The following is a 14,475-nucleotide window of genomic DNA, read 5'->3' as shown; positions in this document are numbered from 1 at the left end:
TAGGTAAAAATAATATGACAAAAAAATACATTTTTAAGATGTTTTATGCTTTTTAGTTATATTTAAGACTAGAATAAATTTATCTTTCTTATAACTGGATATTCTTTCCTTCCCGTTTGCTTTTCCTCTATGTTGTATTCCACGTCTTATTTCAATGTGTAAAAAATGGTGTTAAACGTAAACAATGTCGCAATAGGCTATCCTTCTTCAACGGGGATAACCCCAATTTTGCAGAATACTTCATTTAATGTGGAACAGGGGCAACTCACCTCAATTTTAGGTGCGAGTGGTGTGGGAAAGTCGTCGTTATTACGCGTGTTGGCTGGGTTAGATAAGTCCATTGAGGGGAATGTAACGCTTTTTGGACAACCCGTTAAACAACCACTTGCCGAGATCGGTTATGTGTTTCAATCGCCAACATTACTACCTTGGCTGACCGTCGCAGAAAATGTGGCTTTCGGGCTGGATTTTGTCTGTCAGGGACAGTTGGCAAAGAATGAAATTAAACGGCGAGTAGCAGAGGCTCTAGCCGATGTAGCGTTGAGTGATGTTGCCAATGTTCGTCCAAATGCATTATCAGGTGGAATGGCTCAACGGGTTAATTTGGCTCGTGCTTTAGCTCGAAACCCCAAGTTGATTTTGTTAGATGAGCCTTTTTCCGCACTTGATCCTATTACTCGTAGCCAAATGCAACAAATACTACATCATATCGTTAAACAGCGACAAGCTACGGCGGTGATGATTACTCACGATATTGATGAGGCTCTGACTGTATCTGACCATATTTTATTATTGAGCGGTAAACCAGCCACAATTAAGGGAAAATGGCATTTACCTTACGCCTTTCCGAGAACGGATTTGCTGGCTTTAAACCATTATCGTGTGGATATTTTGCAACAAATGCAAGCTACACCACAAAACAATATCGAATATCTTATTTAGGAGGTTGTATGAACAATGAACGTCGAGATTTTCTGAAACTATTAAGTTTATTTACCCTTGCAGGAAGTAGCCCCTTTTTGCAGGCTCAAGAGCAACAGCGAAAAATTAATCATAACGCACCGCTTAAAATTGGCTATTTGCCTATAACAGATGCGACACCATTGCTGGTTGCTCACGCTCAAGGGCTCTTTGAAAAATATAATGTTGAAGTCAAAAAACCGATTATGTTTCGTAGTTGGGCTCAACTTATTGAAGCCTTTTTAAGTGGCAATGTAAATTTAATTCACGTTCTTTCGCCAATGAGTTTATGGACAAAATATGGCTCAAAAGCACCAGTGAAAGTCGTGATGTGGAACCATCTCGCTGGTTCCGCTTTAACTGTTCGCCCTGATATTCAAAGTATTGCAGATTTAGCAGGTAAAACTATCGCTATTCCATTTTGGTACTCTATTCATAATATTGTGTTGCAACAGCTACTCAAAGCACATCAATTGACGGTAACAGAACAAGAGCCTAAAGCAAATGAGGTCAAACTGACGGTGCTTCCACCTTCTGATATGGTCGCTGCGTTGGCAAGTAACGCGATTGCTGGTTTTATCGTTGCCGAGCCGTTTAATGCGATAGCGGAAGCAAAAGGTGTCGGAAAAATTCTTCGTTTTAGCGGTGATGTTTGGCGAGATCACGCCTGTTGTTTAAATCTAATGCACGAACAAGATGTGAACGAACGTCCAGAATATAAACTCGCAAAATTTTCTGCATAACTTCACAAAACATTTTGCATAGCATAAAAATCATATTGCTATGCAAAATAAAGTGCAAATATCTTTATAACATTGCCTCCACCCCAGCCGTCCACACCTCCTCAGCCTAAATACACCGCACTCAGTTGTTTTTACGCAAACTAAACTTGCTATGCAGGGCTAACAGAGTAATCCTGTCGTCACTTAAGCAAAACAGGAGAGCCTAAAATGACAACCTTCAAAATGAGAACTGAGCAAGAAATGATGTTAGAGTTAGCCTTAGTTGCGGTAAGAGAAGAACAACGTTTTACCATTGACGGATCGCAATATACCTTACCAAATGGACGGGGACAAACCTTTGTGTATAACCTTGCATTCTTAGATATTCGTTTTATTGAAGATGGTCGCAAAGATAGCGTTGTACAATTTACCTCAACCCTTACCCTATCAGCACCGCCGTTTTATTGTTTATTATCTGAATTAGATTAAATTTAAACGCCCTTTAAACCAACTTTAAAGGGCGTTATTTTTAGAACTTATACACTAAATTATCTTCATACTTGCCGCTATCACTTATAGACGTATTCACCACAATCCGCTTTGCTCCATCGAACGCCTGCCAATTATCCACTTTATCTTCCTGCATATACTCAATAAACCGAATAAACTCAGATTTCGTTGAACTGAAGAAGATATAAGGCGGTTTAGTTAGATTGATGAGCCTTAGAAAGTCAATTAAATCAAAATAGGTTGCCTGTTTATAGCTTTCCTGCTTGGTGCAAAGATAGAGTGGATCAAGGATAAGCAATACCTTTTCCTTACCTGAGAAGCGTGGCACTAATTGATGAAACGACTCACAAACAATCTCCACGCCATCAAGATAGCCCTCCGCACTTGGATAATCGCTCTGACGTAAGCAATGCCAGAAGTCTTGAGTATATAACTCTTCAAGGTTCTTCACTTGCTGACCACTAAACAATAGCCAAGAACATAGAATATGTGGGTCTTTATATCCCTTAAACGCTTCAATAATCTCAATCAGTTGTAATTTTTTCGCTTTATCTAACCGCTTACCTTTGGGGCAATCAGCAAGGACAACGGCTAATTGTTGGCGTAATTGATTAATGTCGGGGATATGTTGTAAGCGTTCGGCATAGTGGTCAAAATCGTTGTAAATCACCCTTGCCTGTAGCTTGAGTTGTTTGGCAGTATGAGATAATAAACCGCTACCACCAAACACATCTACAATCGTCCAACCTTCGCCGTCTCCACTGATATTATCATTTAAAATTTGACTAAAATGCTTTAAGAACATTCTTTTTTGCCCGATAAAAGGCAATGGGGCTTGTTTAAACATAGCCCGCCCCTTTACACTCATTTTGCTCTTTTTCCATTATCGCAACATCTCCTTTTTATTTAAAATCACAGCCAACTGATTCGGACTAAATCGCCAGCCCTGTTCGCTGTTAAAAATTGCATTAAAACACCACTCTGAGCAAAAGAACCGTTCTCCACGTTGCTTAAATCCAAGCACTACACCCAATGCTCCCCAAAGGTCATACTTTTTACCTTTGGTTATTTCAAAGTAAAATCTAATTTGAGCCTCTGTCACATTTGGTAGCTCAACCAAATCCCACTTAGAGCGGTCAGATACGTTGATAGTTTTACAACGCACACCACCATCACGAGGGCTTGAGCTATAACACTCAAACCACTCTTCTTGGTGATAATGGTCGTAAATTCGACTTCTATGCATCGCAATTTCACAATGCGAGTATTGTCCTTTGGTTGCCTTTCTAATCAACCAATCTTCAAGCCGTTCACGCCAGTTTTTGGCATTGCCTTTATATAAAGCAAGGTAGATTTTATTCATTCGCAGCTCCTGCAAATTCCTCATAAGTCTGCGTCCACCCATCCGAATAATCATATTCAAGCGGATTTTCTACTTGTTCCACCATCGCCTTATGCTTCAAGGCATTAGCGTGATTGCCAGTCTTGGCTTCCATTAACACCTGCCAAATAACCAGTAGCTTCTCTTTGTTAATCATTGCCACCGAATTATCCGCAAAAGTCCACGGAATTTCTTGGTCGCCGAATAGGTCAAACGTCGCTTTGACTGACAAGATATTGCGTTCGGCGGTGGCATCGGTATCAATCCACTTGTCAATCGCTGGCACATAAACACCGCCGTTGATTTTCTTATCTCGCAGGGCGTTGATGGCGTCACGAATTTTCTGGCGTTGTTCTTCAATAGGTATCGGCGGTGGCTCACTTAAAATCGGATTCCCTTCATCATCGGCAATAATTAGCTTGCCTTGAGCTTGCCCTTCAAGTAACAAGCGGTAGGTTTCTGCCGAAATTTCACAAGCGCCCTCTGGTACAAAGCCGCCGTGGCTGTCGTCATAAAAGCCGTTTTTGTAATAAATTGTCATTATGTTCTCCTATTTCCAGCGACCGATTGCCATAATGTGAAATGTCATTTCTGAAATATAAACATTCCCATTACCATAAACAAATTGACATTGTGATTTGTTATTGTCCACACTTAAGCCAAGCATTCCATCATTAGCTTCCCCTATTGGACTACCTTGTCGTTTACTTTTATCATTCGTTGCAATCATTCCCTTTGCATCATCAAAATATGGATGAGAGAGTTGCGGTGTCACTGATACTACAGGTATCTCAATAAATGAGAGAGGGTAAACTAATGTAACAACATCAGAACCTTCATTTATATTTCTATTATATTCACGCCCTCCATTTCGATGTAAACACGTTTGAATCATCGTCCCATCAGGGTATTTACGAATTTCGAAGTTGCCAATTTTTTGATAGACAAAATCACTGAGATTGACCAGCTCAATGGTATTCCCCCAAGCATTAAGATTATTTGCAGTTTGGAAGCGTATTCTATCGCCCGAAATACCAATACGATTGCAAGCAAATACTCCTGAGTTATCTGGCCAGCCTTTGTTAATCATCATCCAGCCATCGCCCGCACCATTCAAGTGAGATTTTTTAGATAGCCCCACGAAAGCTCCAAGCGGTAACTGCGCAGGCGTAGCATCTTGGAAAGATATTTGCCCATTAGCAATAGAACGCAAATCAATCTGTCGAACGGGAAGCAAATTTCCTTCGTCAAACACGAGGTGATTGCCTCGATAGATAGATTTGTTCGATTCAACTCTATCGGACTTGAGGTGTATACCTGTGCTATACTGGTAGGATACCAGTGCAACATCGTTATCATTATTTCTGACTCGTCCAACAAACCAGTCATCAACGCCGTTGTTCTTTCCTTTGAGATACGAACTCGCGTGGTTAATATTCAATGGACCAGTCATTGTGTCCCCAGCTTTGGCAACATAGTTTTGACGGGCACTATTAAGCGCTTCTTCGGTTAAATCTTCGGGCGCTGGAGCCCAAGTCATAGCTCTATTGCCTTCGACAAGCATAGGATTTTGTAATTCTATAAGCCCTTCACCTGGATTAATGAATGAAATGTTTGTTATCGCACTGACGAAGGTAATCGATATTTTTTGCCATATGCCTGGAGTCAAATTTCTTGCATGAAAATTAACCCAGCTCTTCCCATTGTACAGATGGAGATAAAACGCAGTTCTTTCGGGTTTGACCTCAGCACTAAATGTATATTGCTTCTCAGGCAAATCAAAAGTTTGTCTCCAGCACCATTGGCTCGATGTATCTAAACTTTTTAAAACTGCGATTCCATTTCTAACATCCCTTCCACCAATTACATTCCAGTGGGTAGTGTTGTTTAATAGACGAGAATTTTTAATTAAATTCCGCCCCCCAATCTCAATCCTATCAATCTCATCTTTTAAGATTTTTCCCTGTGCTGCCGTCAACGCTTTTGTAGCATCATTGGTGGTTAAGTTATTGGCGAGTTGCACCAAGCCCTTTTTGGTTGGGCTGGCATTGAGACTTCCAATATAAAACTTAATAGCGTCTGCAACTTGATTACTTCTTCCTGCAATAGGTTGCATATTTGCCAAAAGTAATACGTTCTTAAATTCTTCAAAGTGATCTTGAATACGCTCTTGAACCTCATTTAGCCATTTAGCTGTTACAATAGTCCCCAATGTTCCTGTTGCAGGGTTACCATCAATAAATTTGCCTGTATTAGATTCAATATTTGGAAGCTTTGTTTTCATTTCTTAATACCTTTAAATGTATGCGAAATAGCAATAGGTGTGAGCAGGTTTTAAATCTGTAAAAAATTCTTCTAAAATTCGGTCGCCAAAATCCGTTAATCGTTCTCCTGCCACAGATTGCCCAGCCCGAAAACGAGTAATATTGTTATCGCCATTTGTTACTGTAACCCGCCACATATACCCCAAATGTTCTCTCGGGGAATTTTGAATCGGAATATCGCCTGCATCGGGTAAATCGTTTTGCAAATGAGAAAACTCTTTAATTTCAATGGTATAGCCAATAGACTTCGCTAACTGTATAAAATAAGGCATAGAAAGCCCCCCAACCGCATTTAATGTCAGAATGACTTTATTGACTCTACTCGAATACGATTTAGAAAGATCAGTACTTATCCCACAAACCCTTTCCCAATCTGCCAACATCTCACGAGATGTATCTGGGGTAACTGCATTGAGCATTCTTTCTGCACTTTGTTGTAACAGGTCAAAACATCGTCCATCAACCTCACATTGAGCAACAAACTGCTCACCATTAATATCATAGGAAACTGGAGGATAAAGCGTTTTTAGAACATTTGCGTGTAAGCTCATTGCATTAACTCCACTGTAACTCGCCCTAACCTAAACCATTCAACATTTGGCACAGTATTCGCTTGTAAATTAGAGCTTGGCGAAATAATTCGACGATCAACAACCCCAATCAAGTCACTCACAATCGCTTCACACTGCGATACAATCAAGCTATCTGCAGGGCTTAATTGATTAAAATAATTACCTAATGCGGACTCAATTTCTGCTTTAATGGTGACTAAATCCACACCACTCAATTTCACTTTGATATTAAAGTCCGTTCGTCTAGCTGTTGGTTTAATAACTTTTGACTCTCTAGCCGTAACAGGGCGAACTTCATCAATATAGGCTTGGGTACGAGCAACGGTTTCATCACTTGGCAAATCATTATTACTGATGATTGCAATATCAACGGTTCCTAATCCTCGTCGCAAAGGATAGACAAATGCAGCTTCAACCCCATCAACATTTAACGCCCATTCCTTATAGTCGTATTTATTCCCACCAGCAGGCGGTCGTCTGATGCGATTAAGCAAACGTTCTAACAGTGAGCTATCACTTTCTTCATCTGTACCACCCACAATTTCACGCAATATACAAGCGGTCTGTACCCCAACTGGTGCTGCCATAAAGTTCGCAGTAACAGGTTGAATGATATTTTGACCTGCCCCCGTCGAAAGTGCTTTGACTTTGACCATTACAGAGGATTGAGTAATCTGAGCAGGTTCAACCACCTCATAAAACCGCCCGTCCGAAGCCATTATCTGTTTACCAACCTCAATTACAGCTCCAGTATTACCAAAAACTTCAGCGCCAAATCCGCTGGCATAAGTTGCTTGTCGGCGATAAATACCACGCAAAGCAGCGTGTTTCTCTAAAAATTCTGTATCAGCAGTATCAGGAAAGAACTGCTTAATTACCCATTTTTGATGAGCATAAAGCCCCTCTGCGGTAGCTGCCAAACTACTTGCACGGGCATAGTTGTCAGAATCAACCGAAACATCAGCGTGTGGGTTAAGAGATACCACATCTCTTAAAATCGCTTGGCGGATTTCATCTAAAGTTGGTGTAATAAACATTTAAACCCCGTTTAAATTAGTTTTACGTTATGCTCAAACTTAAAAGTATCACCACGATTATCAATAACCTCAATTTCTAACAAAATTGAACCATCTCGTACTTGATGATGCGTTACCGTGATTGATTTTGCTCGCTTGTCGTCTAATAAGGGTTGTAATGCCTCTTCAGCGTACTGTTGAGCCAATAAACCAACACGACTTAAATCTTTCTCACGTTTAATAAGATGGAGCAGAGAGCCTACACGCCCATCTACCCACCACGAGCCTAAAGGAGTGGTTAATCTGATATACACCGCATTTTGTAGTGTATTTATGTTCTTACTTGTATAGTCCCGAGTAAGCGGGCTGATCTCTCTGTCCATATTGGCAGGATACAGAGAGCGAGAAGAGAAATGACGAGGAAGCACTTCCACACAAGCGGTCTGTTTTTTGTACATTTTTTGCAAAATAAGACCGCTTGTACGAATTACGCCACAGGTTGCCCTCTGCCGTCGTTTTGATGGGTGTGGGTTTTAAGGGAGGTATTACCCGCAGTTACATCGCCGTCAGTACTAAAACTACCGCCTGACTGTACAACATCACCGCTAAAACTTGCACCATCACCGCCCTGTACAGCCATACCACCATTGCCATTAATTTGTCCTTGAGCGGTAAAGACCTGATTTGTTTCTAATTTAGGTGTTTTAAAACTCGCCCCACTTGTTGCGTCCACCTCGTAGCTTTTACATTTAACCTTAAAAACATCACAATCCACTTCAATTAATCTGCCGTTTTTTAAAATAATCGTTGAGCCACTGGCATCATAAATTGCCGTTTCACCATTTTTTAAGCCTTTTACCCGAAAAGAGCCATTTTCAGTCGCAACAATAATGCCGTGTGTGGTTTTACCCCCAAGCGGAATAACAACCGCTTGAGTGCCTGCTGGTGGAACAGATGTCAATCCAAAATGTTGCATCAGCTCAACATCTTGCAATGTTTCATCTGCCAAGCCAGACACCTGTGAAAGTTGAATTTGCGGAGTACTTTTCACTAAATTTAACACCCCCCTAAAAGCAGAACGTACCGAATTTTGAGCATTGTTAATACGTTGCCTTGCCTGTTGTGCTAATTTTCTCATTTTTCTAACTCCCACGAGCCGACCAGCTCTTTTTCCGCTTTCCGTCCTTTCCCTTTTCTCCCCTTACGCTTACGAGCTTGTTCAGCTTTTGCCTTATAAGCATCAGGAGTCCAAATGCCATCTTGTTTAAATCGAAGCTCTGTCTGCGTGCCACCTGCCCTAGAAAGCATAAAACGCCGTCCCATTAAAAAGAAAATCGCATCTATCTCATACTCTTCACAAATAACGTGAACCCGTTGCCCAGCTTGCCATAACTGACCGCTTGCAGTTTTATGGTCGGGGACAGTTACAGTTAAATCAAAGGTTTCCAACTGCCAATCACTAATCTGTTTTTTAGCTTGTTTTTTAAGGGCTTCCAGATTTTCTACATCACTTAACACCACTGTTTTAGGTTTATAAATCTGCAACTCAGGATTTTTATAAACCCACTTAAAATCGTGTTTTGCACTATCGCTATCACGGCCGTGCTTCTGTCCTAAAAACGTCACTTCCGAATAGCTTTGCGACACATCAAAGGTCAAACTTGCCTCATTAAAATTATTGCGACTGCTATCATTGGCTCTAACATAGAGGGTTGCTACTGGTGGGGTAGAATAATCTGCACCACCTACAATTAACGTCCCATTAGACTCAAACCAACAATGCAACCCAGCAGAATTAGCACAACGCATAATTGCTTCCCACGCTGTTTCGCTAATATCAATATCAATTTTATCCAGAGTAGGATTATTTTCTGCTCGTAACCCAACCTGTTTAATCCCCAACGGCTCTACAATTTTCTTAATCGCATCAAATACTGTTAAGCCTTTCACATTCGTAATAGGAGCGGAGCAATCCAATAAAATTGAAGCCCGATCTCGCCCATTAATGGCATAATAACGCCCACTCTTACTGATCCGATGTTGCGTATTATCAACAATACCTGTTAAGACTGTCTCACCATTAATTTTGACTACGGCGGTTTTACCTGCAAAATTCGGCAATACCTGCATTTCACTGGATTTGCCTAAATCAAATGAAAAGCTATCCGCAGGAATTAAAAAATCACTATCAATATTGTAGCTTTTCCAATTTTTATGTTGCTTGCCATCTATCTCAACCACAACCTCATTTTCAATCATCGTCTTACTCCGAATAACAATTTAATAGGGTTCCTGCTTCGATCCAATTTGGCTGACGGATTTGCGGATTAAGCCGTAATAACTCACTACTACGACGATAATCCCGATAAAAATCGTGAGCAACCTGTTGTAAAGTCCCATTAAAAGCGACTTCTTTCACAATTAATGGCGGTTTCTGATTAATCGTCGTGACAGCTATCTGCATTAATTCACTCGCCATATTTCGTAAACCTTCTGCCAACACATAAGAAGCGGTATAAAGCCCATTATTAGGTTCAGCAGCGTTTTCTGCAGTCCGTTTAAGATGTTGTAATTCACGCACAAAATTAAGCGTCTTCAACATCAAAAGTCTTGTCTGTTGAGTGACATACTCAATTTCGGTTGGTGTTAAATTTTCGGCGTAGGTTTCAATAATATTAGCAGTCGTCTTAGCCAAAACGTTACAACTAATTAAATGCAATGCACAGTTTAGATTTTTCACATCATCTACCGATAAACGAGATTTTATCGCTGACCGACCATTTTTTTGCATTGCAAAAAACTGAGATGCAGAGGTAATTCGTTGATGTTGTCCTGTAACTAACAGACGCGGGATATTTAACACCTTATCAATATCACGCATTAGCTCATTAAATTCCGCTTTTACCCCTAGCGTAGTATTAAATTGATGTGTTTTCGATTGAGCTAAAATCACATCATAAAAAAGTTGCAATGCCTGCACCCCCTGCTTTTGAAAATCTGACTTACTAACCCCGACAGGTAAAGTATTTACATTTTGGTTTAATTCAAATAAGGCATTGAGTTGCTCAAAACAACCAAAAATCGCACTCCATTGCGACAATAATCGACTTTTAGCATTGTGGGCAAACGCTACAACCTCCATTCCTTTCACCCACCACGCCAACATATCGCCGATAAACTTATCTACAAGATTAAGATAACGATCTATCTTCGCCAATAAACTATGCTCAAATACAAAAATCGGTTTTAATGGAGTTGCTTCCCTAAACGTCAAATCTAACGCCACATAATTCACATTTTCGGCATCGTGACGTAAATTTGCTGATACCAAAATCATATTCGGGATCCGCCCACGAATAGGGTGAACCAACACATCTGCCCCACGTTGCTGAACCACATTAAGTAATTTTTTATAATCGGTGTAATAGCCCTCACCAAAACAGACCGCTTGCAACTTAATTGTTTGGGGATTAAGCCCCATATCTTCTAAATCTGCCCCATTCACAAAGGGATAAGCGTGTTCTGCAATGGCTTTGTCAAAAATTTCATCAACCGCAATAACATCAAATTGCACCCCTTTAAAACTTGCCTGTTGAACAGGCATTGTCCAACCACTCATCTACGCCACCCGTTTATTAAAATTAAATTGCTCATTAGACACATATTCAGCCAACACACGCCCATCGACTTCGAGGGTGATATTATTCGCCAAGGTATGCGACTGCGATGTAAGCCCAGCCTCAATTGCCATAGAAATAGACCGCCCAAAAGCCTGAAAGTCTGCTTGGTAATTTGATAAAGCCCCTGTAGTTGCTTCGACGCTTGGGCGAATTTCACCGTCAATGATAGCTTGATTGCGTTCCAAACGAGATTTCATCTCCGCTTCAGACAAAGTCCCTTGCCTTCCCCTTTCCTGAGCAATCTTGTTATCATTTAAACGCTCTGCAACCACATAAGCACCGTGATAATTATGCTGTGGCTTAACACCTCCCATTGCAGCATTCCCATAAGTAAATACTGACGGCTTACTACTATGTTGCGCTCTAAATTTTTTCTCTGCTTCCGCTCGCTTTTCTTTCTCGGCTTCTTGCCTTGCCATATAAGGCACATAACCTTCTGACGCAGCGTATAAGCCCAGTCCTACGCCAGTTAAAGAACCAAAACCTAACGCCCTTGTTGCCATTTTGCCTGCCGTTGTCGCTCCCGTTGTAACAGCCCCTGTAGTAGCTGTTGTAGCTACAGTTTTAGTCGATGTTTTAAAAATCTCCTTAGCCAAATTGCCAAATCCTTTCGGGTTGCCTTTTAACATATTTAATAAGCTAGATGCAGCTAACGCAGCACCAAAGACAAAAACCGCATCTTTTGCCCCCACTAAAAACTGAGTTAAATTAGGGTACTCATTCGCATATTTAGCCAGCTGTTCACTCAATGCTCCCAAAACATTATTTACCTGCTCAAAATTTTTCATTTCGGCAAATTCATTACTGTTTTTTAAGGCTTCCACCTTGTGAGCATTTGTATCTCTTACTACAGCGTGAGATTTTTCTATAGCATCTTGACTATTCTCAACTTCTGTATCGACCTTTTGACCTAGCTGAACATTATTCTTAATCCCAAGTAGTGCCATCAACGCCTGACGGTCTGAGATAATTTCACCAATGGCAGTCCCCTCGACAAGATCGGTTAATTCCTTAAATAATTTAGCTTGCTCTGCACCTTTAGCTGTTTTGAGTTTATTCTGCAACTCTTGATATTGCTTATCACCTCCCACAACATCGTCCATAATAGACATAAAGGCTTGTAGAGAGTCTTGCCCTTTGCCTTTGTAATGTTCCATTGATTTTGCAAAATTAATCCCTTTTTCCTTGCCTGTTTTTGGATCTTTATATTTCAAATTTTTAAAGCGATCATTGGTTTCCTTAGCGGTAATTTTGCCCAACAAATTGACTAAATTATTGCCAGCCTCATCACTAGAGCCTGCAGTCACTCGTGCTTGTTGGTTAGCAATCAGCAAACGCTTAAACCCCTCTAAACCATTTAAACCAGCCTGTTTACCTGCAGCCATTTGTTGTGGCAACCACGCAGCCATATCAGCAAGCTCGAATTGTCCTGCCTGCCCTGCTGCAACTGCCATATCTAAAACTTTGCCAATATCTTGCTCACCAATTCCCATTTGTTGCATAGATGAAATAGCAATCTTTGCAATATCGTCAGGCGTTGCTCCTGTTGCAACGGCGGCTTTTTGCAAAGTCGGTAATAAGTTCATTGCCGTATCTGCGGACATCGCCCCTGATGCCAACAATGTATCTAAGGAATTAAGAGCATCTTCTTTTGTTCCACCGCCTACGGTGACAGCTTTTTCTACCGCCCTAAATAGCTCTTCTTTTCCTGCAATTCTTCCTTGAACATCACGATCTGAATATGCTGTATTTGCTACCATTGCTAATCGTTTATCAAAATTCATTTGATTACGAGCAGGCTCTCGCATAACCATCGCCCCAGCTGCAACACCAGCCCCAACGCTCATCAAACCACGCCCAACATTTGCAGCCTTATCTCCAAAACTAGACTTACCAAGCTCCGCATTTAACTCTTTGATACGTTGTTTCGTTTGCTCAGAGGCACGACGTAACTCATTTTGAGAGGCCACGCCCGACCGCTTCAACTGCTCATAAGCTGCACGGGTTTGCCTAATTTCCTGCTGTATCGCATTTTCTGAACGAATACCTAACGTTTCTCTCGCTCTTGCAAGATCTGCAGCACTTTTTCTTGCTTCTCGGTAAGCCTGCTCAATACGTTTATTTGATGATTGCGTTGCCGTAGCGACTTTCTCTGTTGCATTCACTTGAGTCTGACTGCTACGAACCGCTGCTTGCTCTGCATCCTTAAAGGCTTTTTCTGCTTCTTTTCCGACCTTACTAATTACTTGGCTTGCATTATCTTTTGCACTTAGCTCAAGTTGCACTTTCATATCTTTAGCCATGGTAAACTCTTTTTAAATTGGATTTAAACCTATAAAAAAGGGGCTTTACGCCCCAATTTTTCCACGTCGAGTAAACACAAAACTTTCGTGTTTAACATTATTGCTAGGGCTATCTGTCGCTTGCTTAGGCTGTTTTATGCCTTCAAACTCCAAATAACTCTCAATCCAAGCCGACAACTCAATCAGCGACATTTGCCACACCTTATCAGCAGGAATTGCAAATTTCGCAAACAAAATCACCGCTTGGCGATATTGTTTAAAGGCTTCCGCTACGCCAAACCGTCCTGACGGTTGCTTAGGTTGTCTAGGCTCGCCCCATTTCCGATAGGCTTTTTTTTAAGCATCAATGTTGCCTCAAGCAGTTGCCAATAATCATCCGTAGCTAAATGCTCAAATAAAAATTGTGCATCAACGATTTCTGCAGGAATACCGTCAAAACTGACCTGCTGAGAAAGATAAGCCATATCCACTAAGATTGCCTCTTTATGGCTGGCATTTTCTTCGTCAATGCCCATTGCATCAATCATCTCAAGGGCAGTGCATTGCCCACCCATTGTAAGTAAACGCACATTTGCCTGTTTAAAAACCTTCCCTTGATACTCAAACCCTAAAAGCTCAACTTTCATTACTCAACAACCTCACGCAACGCACCTAGTTGAATATCAATTTGCGATTCATTGTCTACCGTATAGGAAGCACCCACTTCAATGGTAAAGCACCCCAAATAAGATGTCCGTTTTTCCGCATTATTTAACGGGTATTTGGTAAGTTTGGCATCTTTGATATTTTTCCAATCAATCACCGTACCATCTTTAGGTTCTACCGCAGTAATAGATAACGTGATCTCTTCAATACCTTGAGCATACCCCTTAGCTCGCCCAGCGCTATTCATTGTTTTAACGACCTTACGCCCTGTTTGAATTTTGACATCTAACTTCGTAATATCAATTTCAACCCCATCAACTTCAAGGACACAAGAACCTTCAAAGACTTCAGCCATAATCTAC

At 41.0% G+C, this 14,475-nt stretch carries 17 protein-coding genes; 3 read left to right on the top strand and 14 right to left on the bottom strand.

Features of this window, described 5'->3' with window-relative positions:
* Window positions 1–165: 165 nt before the first annotated feature.
* From J1G47_RS05345 to J1G47_RS05335, 3 genes are all read left to right on the top strand, one after another.
* Window positions 166–942, top strand: coding sequence for an ABC transporter ATP-binding protein (locus tag J1G47_RS05345; RefSeq protein ID WP_005710800.1), 777 nt, complete (start codon window positions 166–168; stop codon window positions 940–942).
* An 8-nt stretch (window positions 943–950) separates the two neighbouring features.
* Window positions 951–1,703 carry an ABC transporter substrate-binding protein gene (locus tag J1G47_RS05340; RefSeq protein ID WP_234924178.1) on the top strand — a complete coding sequence of 251 codons (753 nt, stop codon included), beginning with the start codon at window positions 951–953 and terminating at the stop codon, window positions 1,701–1,703.
* 207 nt (window positions 1,704–1,910) lie between these two features.
* Window positions 1,911–2,171, top strand: coding sequence for a hypothetical protein (locus J1G47_RS05335; protein ID WP_075621066.1), 261 nt, complete (start codon window positions 1,911–1,913; stop codon window positions 2,169–2,171).
* A 40-nt stretch (window positions 2,172–2,211) separates the two neighbouring features.
* Here J1G47_RS05335 and J1G47_RS05330 read toward each other — a convergent pair whose 3' ends face one another.
* The 14 genes from J1G47_RS05330 to J1G47_RS05265 form a co-directional block, all read right to left on the bottom strand.
* Window positions 2,212–3,039 carry a hypothetical protein gene (locus J1G47_RS05330; RefSeq protein ID WP_159179830.1) on the bottom strand — a complete coding sequence of 276 codons (828 nt, stop codon included), beginning with the start codon at window positions 3,037–3,039 and terminating at the stop codon, window positions 2,212–2,214.
* 36 nt (window positions 3,040–3,075) lie between these two features.
* A complete protein-coding gene (locus tag J1G47_RS05325) occupies window positions 3,076–3,555 on the bottom strand; it encodes an enoyl-CoA hydratase (RefSeq protein WP_075621077.1) in 480 nt (159 codons plus the stop codon).
* Window positions 3,548–4,114 (bottom strand): DUF4376 domain-containing protein, encoded by a 567-nt coding sequence (locus J1G47_RS05320; protein ID WP_159179831.1) that lies wholly within the window; start codon window positions 4,112–4,114, stop codon window positions 3,548–3,550. Before J1G47_RS05320 ends, J1G47_RS05325 begins: the two co-directional genes overlap by 8 nt.
* Before the next feature lie 9 nt (window positions 4,115–4,123).
* Window positions 4,124–5,857, bottom strand: a complete 1,734-nt coding sequence (locus J1G47_RS05315) for a tail fiber protein (protein WP_207326664.1) — start codon at window positions 5,855–5,857, stop codon at window positions 4,124–4,126.
* Window positions 5,858–5,869: 12 nt separating this feature from the next.
* A complete protein-coding gene (locus J1G47_RS05310; protein WP_021115449.1) occupies window positions 5,870–6,448 on the bottom strand; it encodes a YmfQ family protein in 579 nt (192 codons plus the stop codon).
* Window positions 6,445–7,506 carry a baseplate J/gp47 family protein gene (locus tag J1G47_RS05305; RefSeq protein WP_071610854.1) on the bottom strand — a complete coding sequence of 354 codons (1,062 nt, stop codon included), beginning with the start codon at window positions 7,504–7,506 and terminating at the stop codon, window positions 6,445–6,447. Before J1G47_RS05305 ends, J1G47_RS05310 begins: the two co-directional genes overlap by 4 nt.
* Before the next feature lie 11 nt (window positions 7,507–7,517).
* Entirely contained in the window at window positions 7,518–7,868 is a 351-nt protein-coding gene (locus J1G47_RS05300; RefSeq protein ID WP_021110304.1) for a phage GP46 family protein, read from the bottom strand.
* Between the two features lie 104 nt (window positions 7,869–7,972).
* Window positions 7,973–8,623 carry a phage baseplate assembly protein V gene (locus J1G47_RS05295; protein WP_207326665.1) on the bottom strand — a complete coding sequence of 217 codons (651 nt, stop codon included), beginning with the start codon at window positions 8,621–8,623 and terminating at the stop codon, window positions 7,973–7,975.
* Entirely contained in the window at window positions 8,620–9,744 is a 1,125-nt protein-coding gene (locus tag J1G47_RS05290) for a phage baseplate assembly protein (RefSeq protein WP_207326666.1), read from the bottom strand. The genes J1G47_RS05295 and J1G47_RS05290 overlap by 4 nt, the downstream gene beginning before the upstream one ends.
* Before the next feature lie 4 nt (window positions 9,745–9,748).
* Window positions 9,749–11,104 carry a DNA circularization protein gene (locus tag J1G47_RS05285; RefSeq protein ID WP_207326667.1) on the bottom strand — a complete coding sequence of 452 codons (1,356 nt, stop codon included), beginning with the start codon at window positions 11,102–11,104 and terminating at the stop codon, window positions 9,749–9,751.
* Entirely contained in the window at window positions 11,105–13,468 is a 2,364-nt protein-coding gene (locus tag J1G47_RS05280; protein ID WP_207326668.1) for a phage tail tape measure protein, read from the bottom strand.
* Window positions 13,469–13,513: 45 nt separating this feature from the next.
* Complete coding sequence (locus tag J1G47_RS05275) at window positions 13,514–13,708, bottom strand: hypothetical protein (RefSeq protein ID WP_020997281.1); 195 nt, start codon at window positions 13,706–13,708, stop codon at window positions 13,514–13,516.
* A gap of 29 nt (window positions 13,709–13,737) precedes the next feature.
* Complete coding sequence (locus J1G47_RS05270; RefSeq protein WP_005711904.1) at window positions 13,738–14,094, bottom strand: hypothetical protein; 357 nt, start codon at window positions 14,092–14,094, stop codon at window positions 13,738–13,740.
* A complete protein-coding gene (locus tag J1G47_RS05265) occupies window positions 14,094–14,468 on the bottom strand; it encodes a phage tail protein (RefSeq protein ID WP_005711906.1) in 375 nt (124 codons plus the stop codon). The genes J1G47_RS05270 and J1G47_RS05265 overlap by 1 nt, the downstream gene beginning before the upstream one ends.
* Window positions 14,469–14,475 lie beyond the last annotated feature (7 nt).

This window comes from Glaesserella parasuis, from assembly GCF_017352235.1.
Classification (GTDB): domain Bacteria; phylum Pseudomonadota; class Gammaproteobacteria; order Enterobacterales; family Pasteurellaceae; genus Glaesserella; species Glaesserella parasuis.
Note: the sequence above shows the minus strand (reverse complement) of the source record. Positions and strands in the feature narration are given on the sequence as shown.

What these genes read in the sequence shown, in the direction of transcription:
- J1G47_RS05320 (WP_159179831.1), bottom strand. Translation starts at nt 4,114, where the DNA reads ATGACAATTTATTACAAAAACGGCTTTTATGACGACAGCCACGGCGGC.
- J1G47_RS05270 (WP_005711904.1), bottom strand. Translation starts at nt 14,094, where the DNA reads ATGAAAGTTGAGCTTTTAGGGTTTGAGTATCAAGGGAAGGTTTTTAAA.
- J1G47_RS05285 (WP_207326667.1), bottom strand. Translation starts at nt 11,104, where the DNA reads ATGAGTGGTTGGACAATGCCTGTTCAACAGGCAAGTTTTAAAGGGGTG.
- J1G47_RS05310 (WP_021115449.1), bottom strand. Translation starts at nt 6,448, where the DNA reads ATGAGCTTACACGCAAATGTTCTAAAAACGCTTTATCCTCCAGTTTCC.
- J1G47_RS05300 (WP_021110304.1), bottom strand. Translation starts at nt 7,868, where the DNA reads ATGGACAGAGAGATCAGCCCGCTTACTCGGGACTATACAAGTAAGAAC.
- J1G47_RS05340 (WP_234924178.1), top strand. Translation starts at nt 951, where the DNA reads ATGAACAATGAACGTCGAGATTTTCTGAAACTATTAAGTTTATTTACC.
- J1G47_RS05325 (WP_075621077.1), bottom strand. Translation starts at nt 3,555, where the DNA reads ATGAATAAAATCTACCTTGCTTTATATAAAGGCAATGCCAAAAACTGG.
- J1G47_RS05280 (WP_207326668.1), bottom strand. Translation starts at nt 13,468, where the DNA reads ATGGCTAAAGATATGAAAGTGCAACTTGAGCTAAGTGCAAAAGATAAT.
- J1G47_RS05335 (WP_075621066.1), top strand. Translation starts at nt 1,911, where the DNA reads ATGACAACCTTCAAAATGAGAACTGAGCAAGAAATGATGTTAGAGTTA.
- J1G47_RS05265 (WP_005711906.1), bottom strand. Translation starts at nt 14,468, where the DNA reads ATGGCTGAAGTCTTTGAAGGTTCTTGTGTCCTTGAAGTTGATGGGGTT.
- J1G47_RS05345 (WP_005710800.1), top strand. Translation starts at nt 166, where the DNA reads ATGGTGTTAAACGTAAACAATGTCGCAATAGGCTATCCTTCTTCAACG.
- J1G47_RS05305 (WP_071610854.1), bottom strand. Translation starts at nt 7,506, where the DNA reads ATGTTTATTACACCAACTTTAGATGAAATCCGCCAAGCGATTTTAAGA.
- J1G47_RS05295 (WP_207326665.1), bottom strand. Translation starts at nt 8,623, where the DNA reads ATGAGAAAATTAGCACAACAGGCAAGGCAACGTATTAACAATGCTCAA.
- J1G47_RS05315 (WP_207326664.1), bottom strand. Translation starts at nt 5,857, where the DNA reads ATGAAAACAAAGCTTCCAAATATTGAATCTAATACAGGCAAATTTATT.
- J1G47_RS05330 (WP_159179830.1), bottom strand. Translation starts at nt 3,039, where the DNA reads ATGTTTAAACAAGCCCCATTGCCTTTTATCGGGCAAAAAAGAATGTTC.
- J1G47_RS05290 (WP_207326666.1), bottom strand. Translation starts at nt 9,744, where the DNA reads ATGATTGAAAATGAGGTTGTGGTTGAGATAGATGGCAAGCAACATAAA.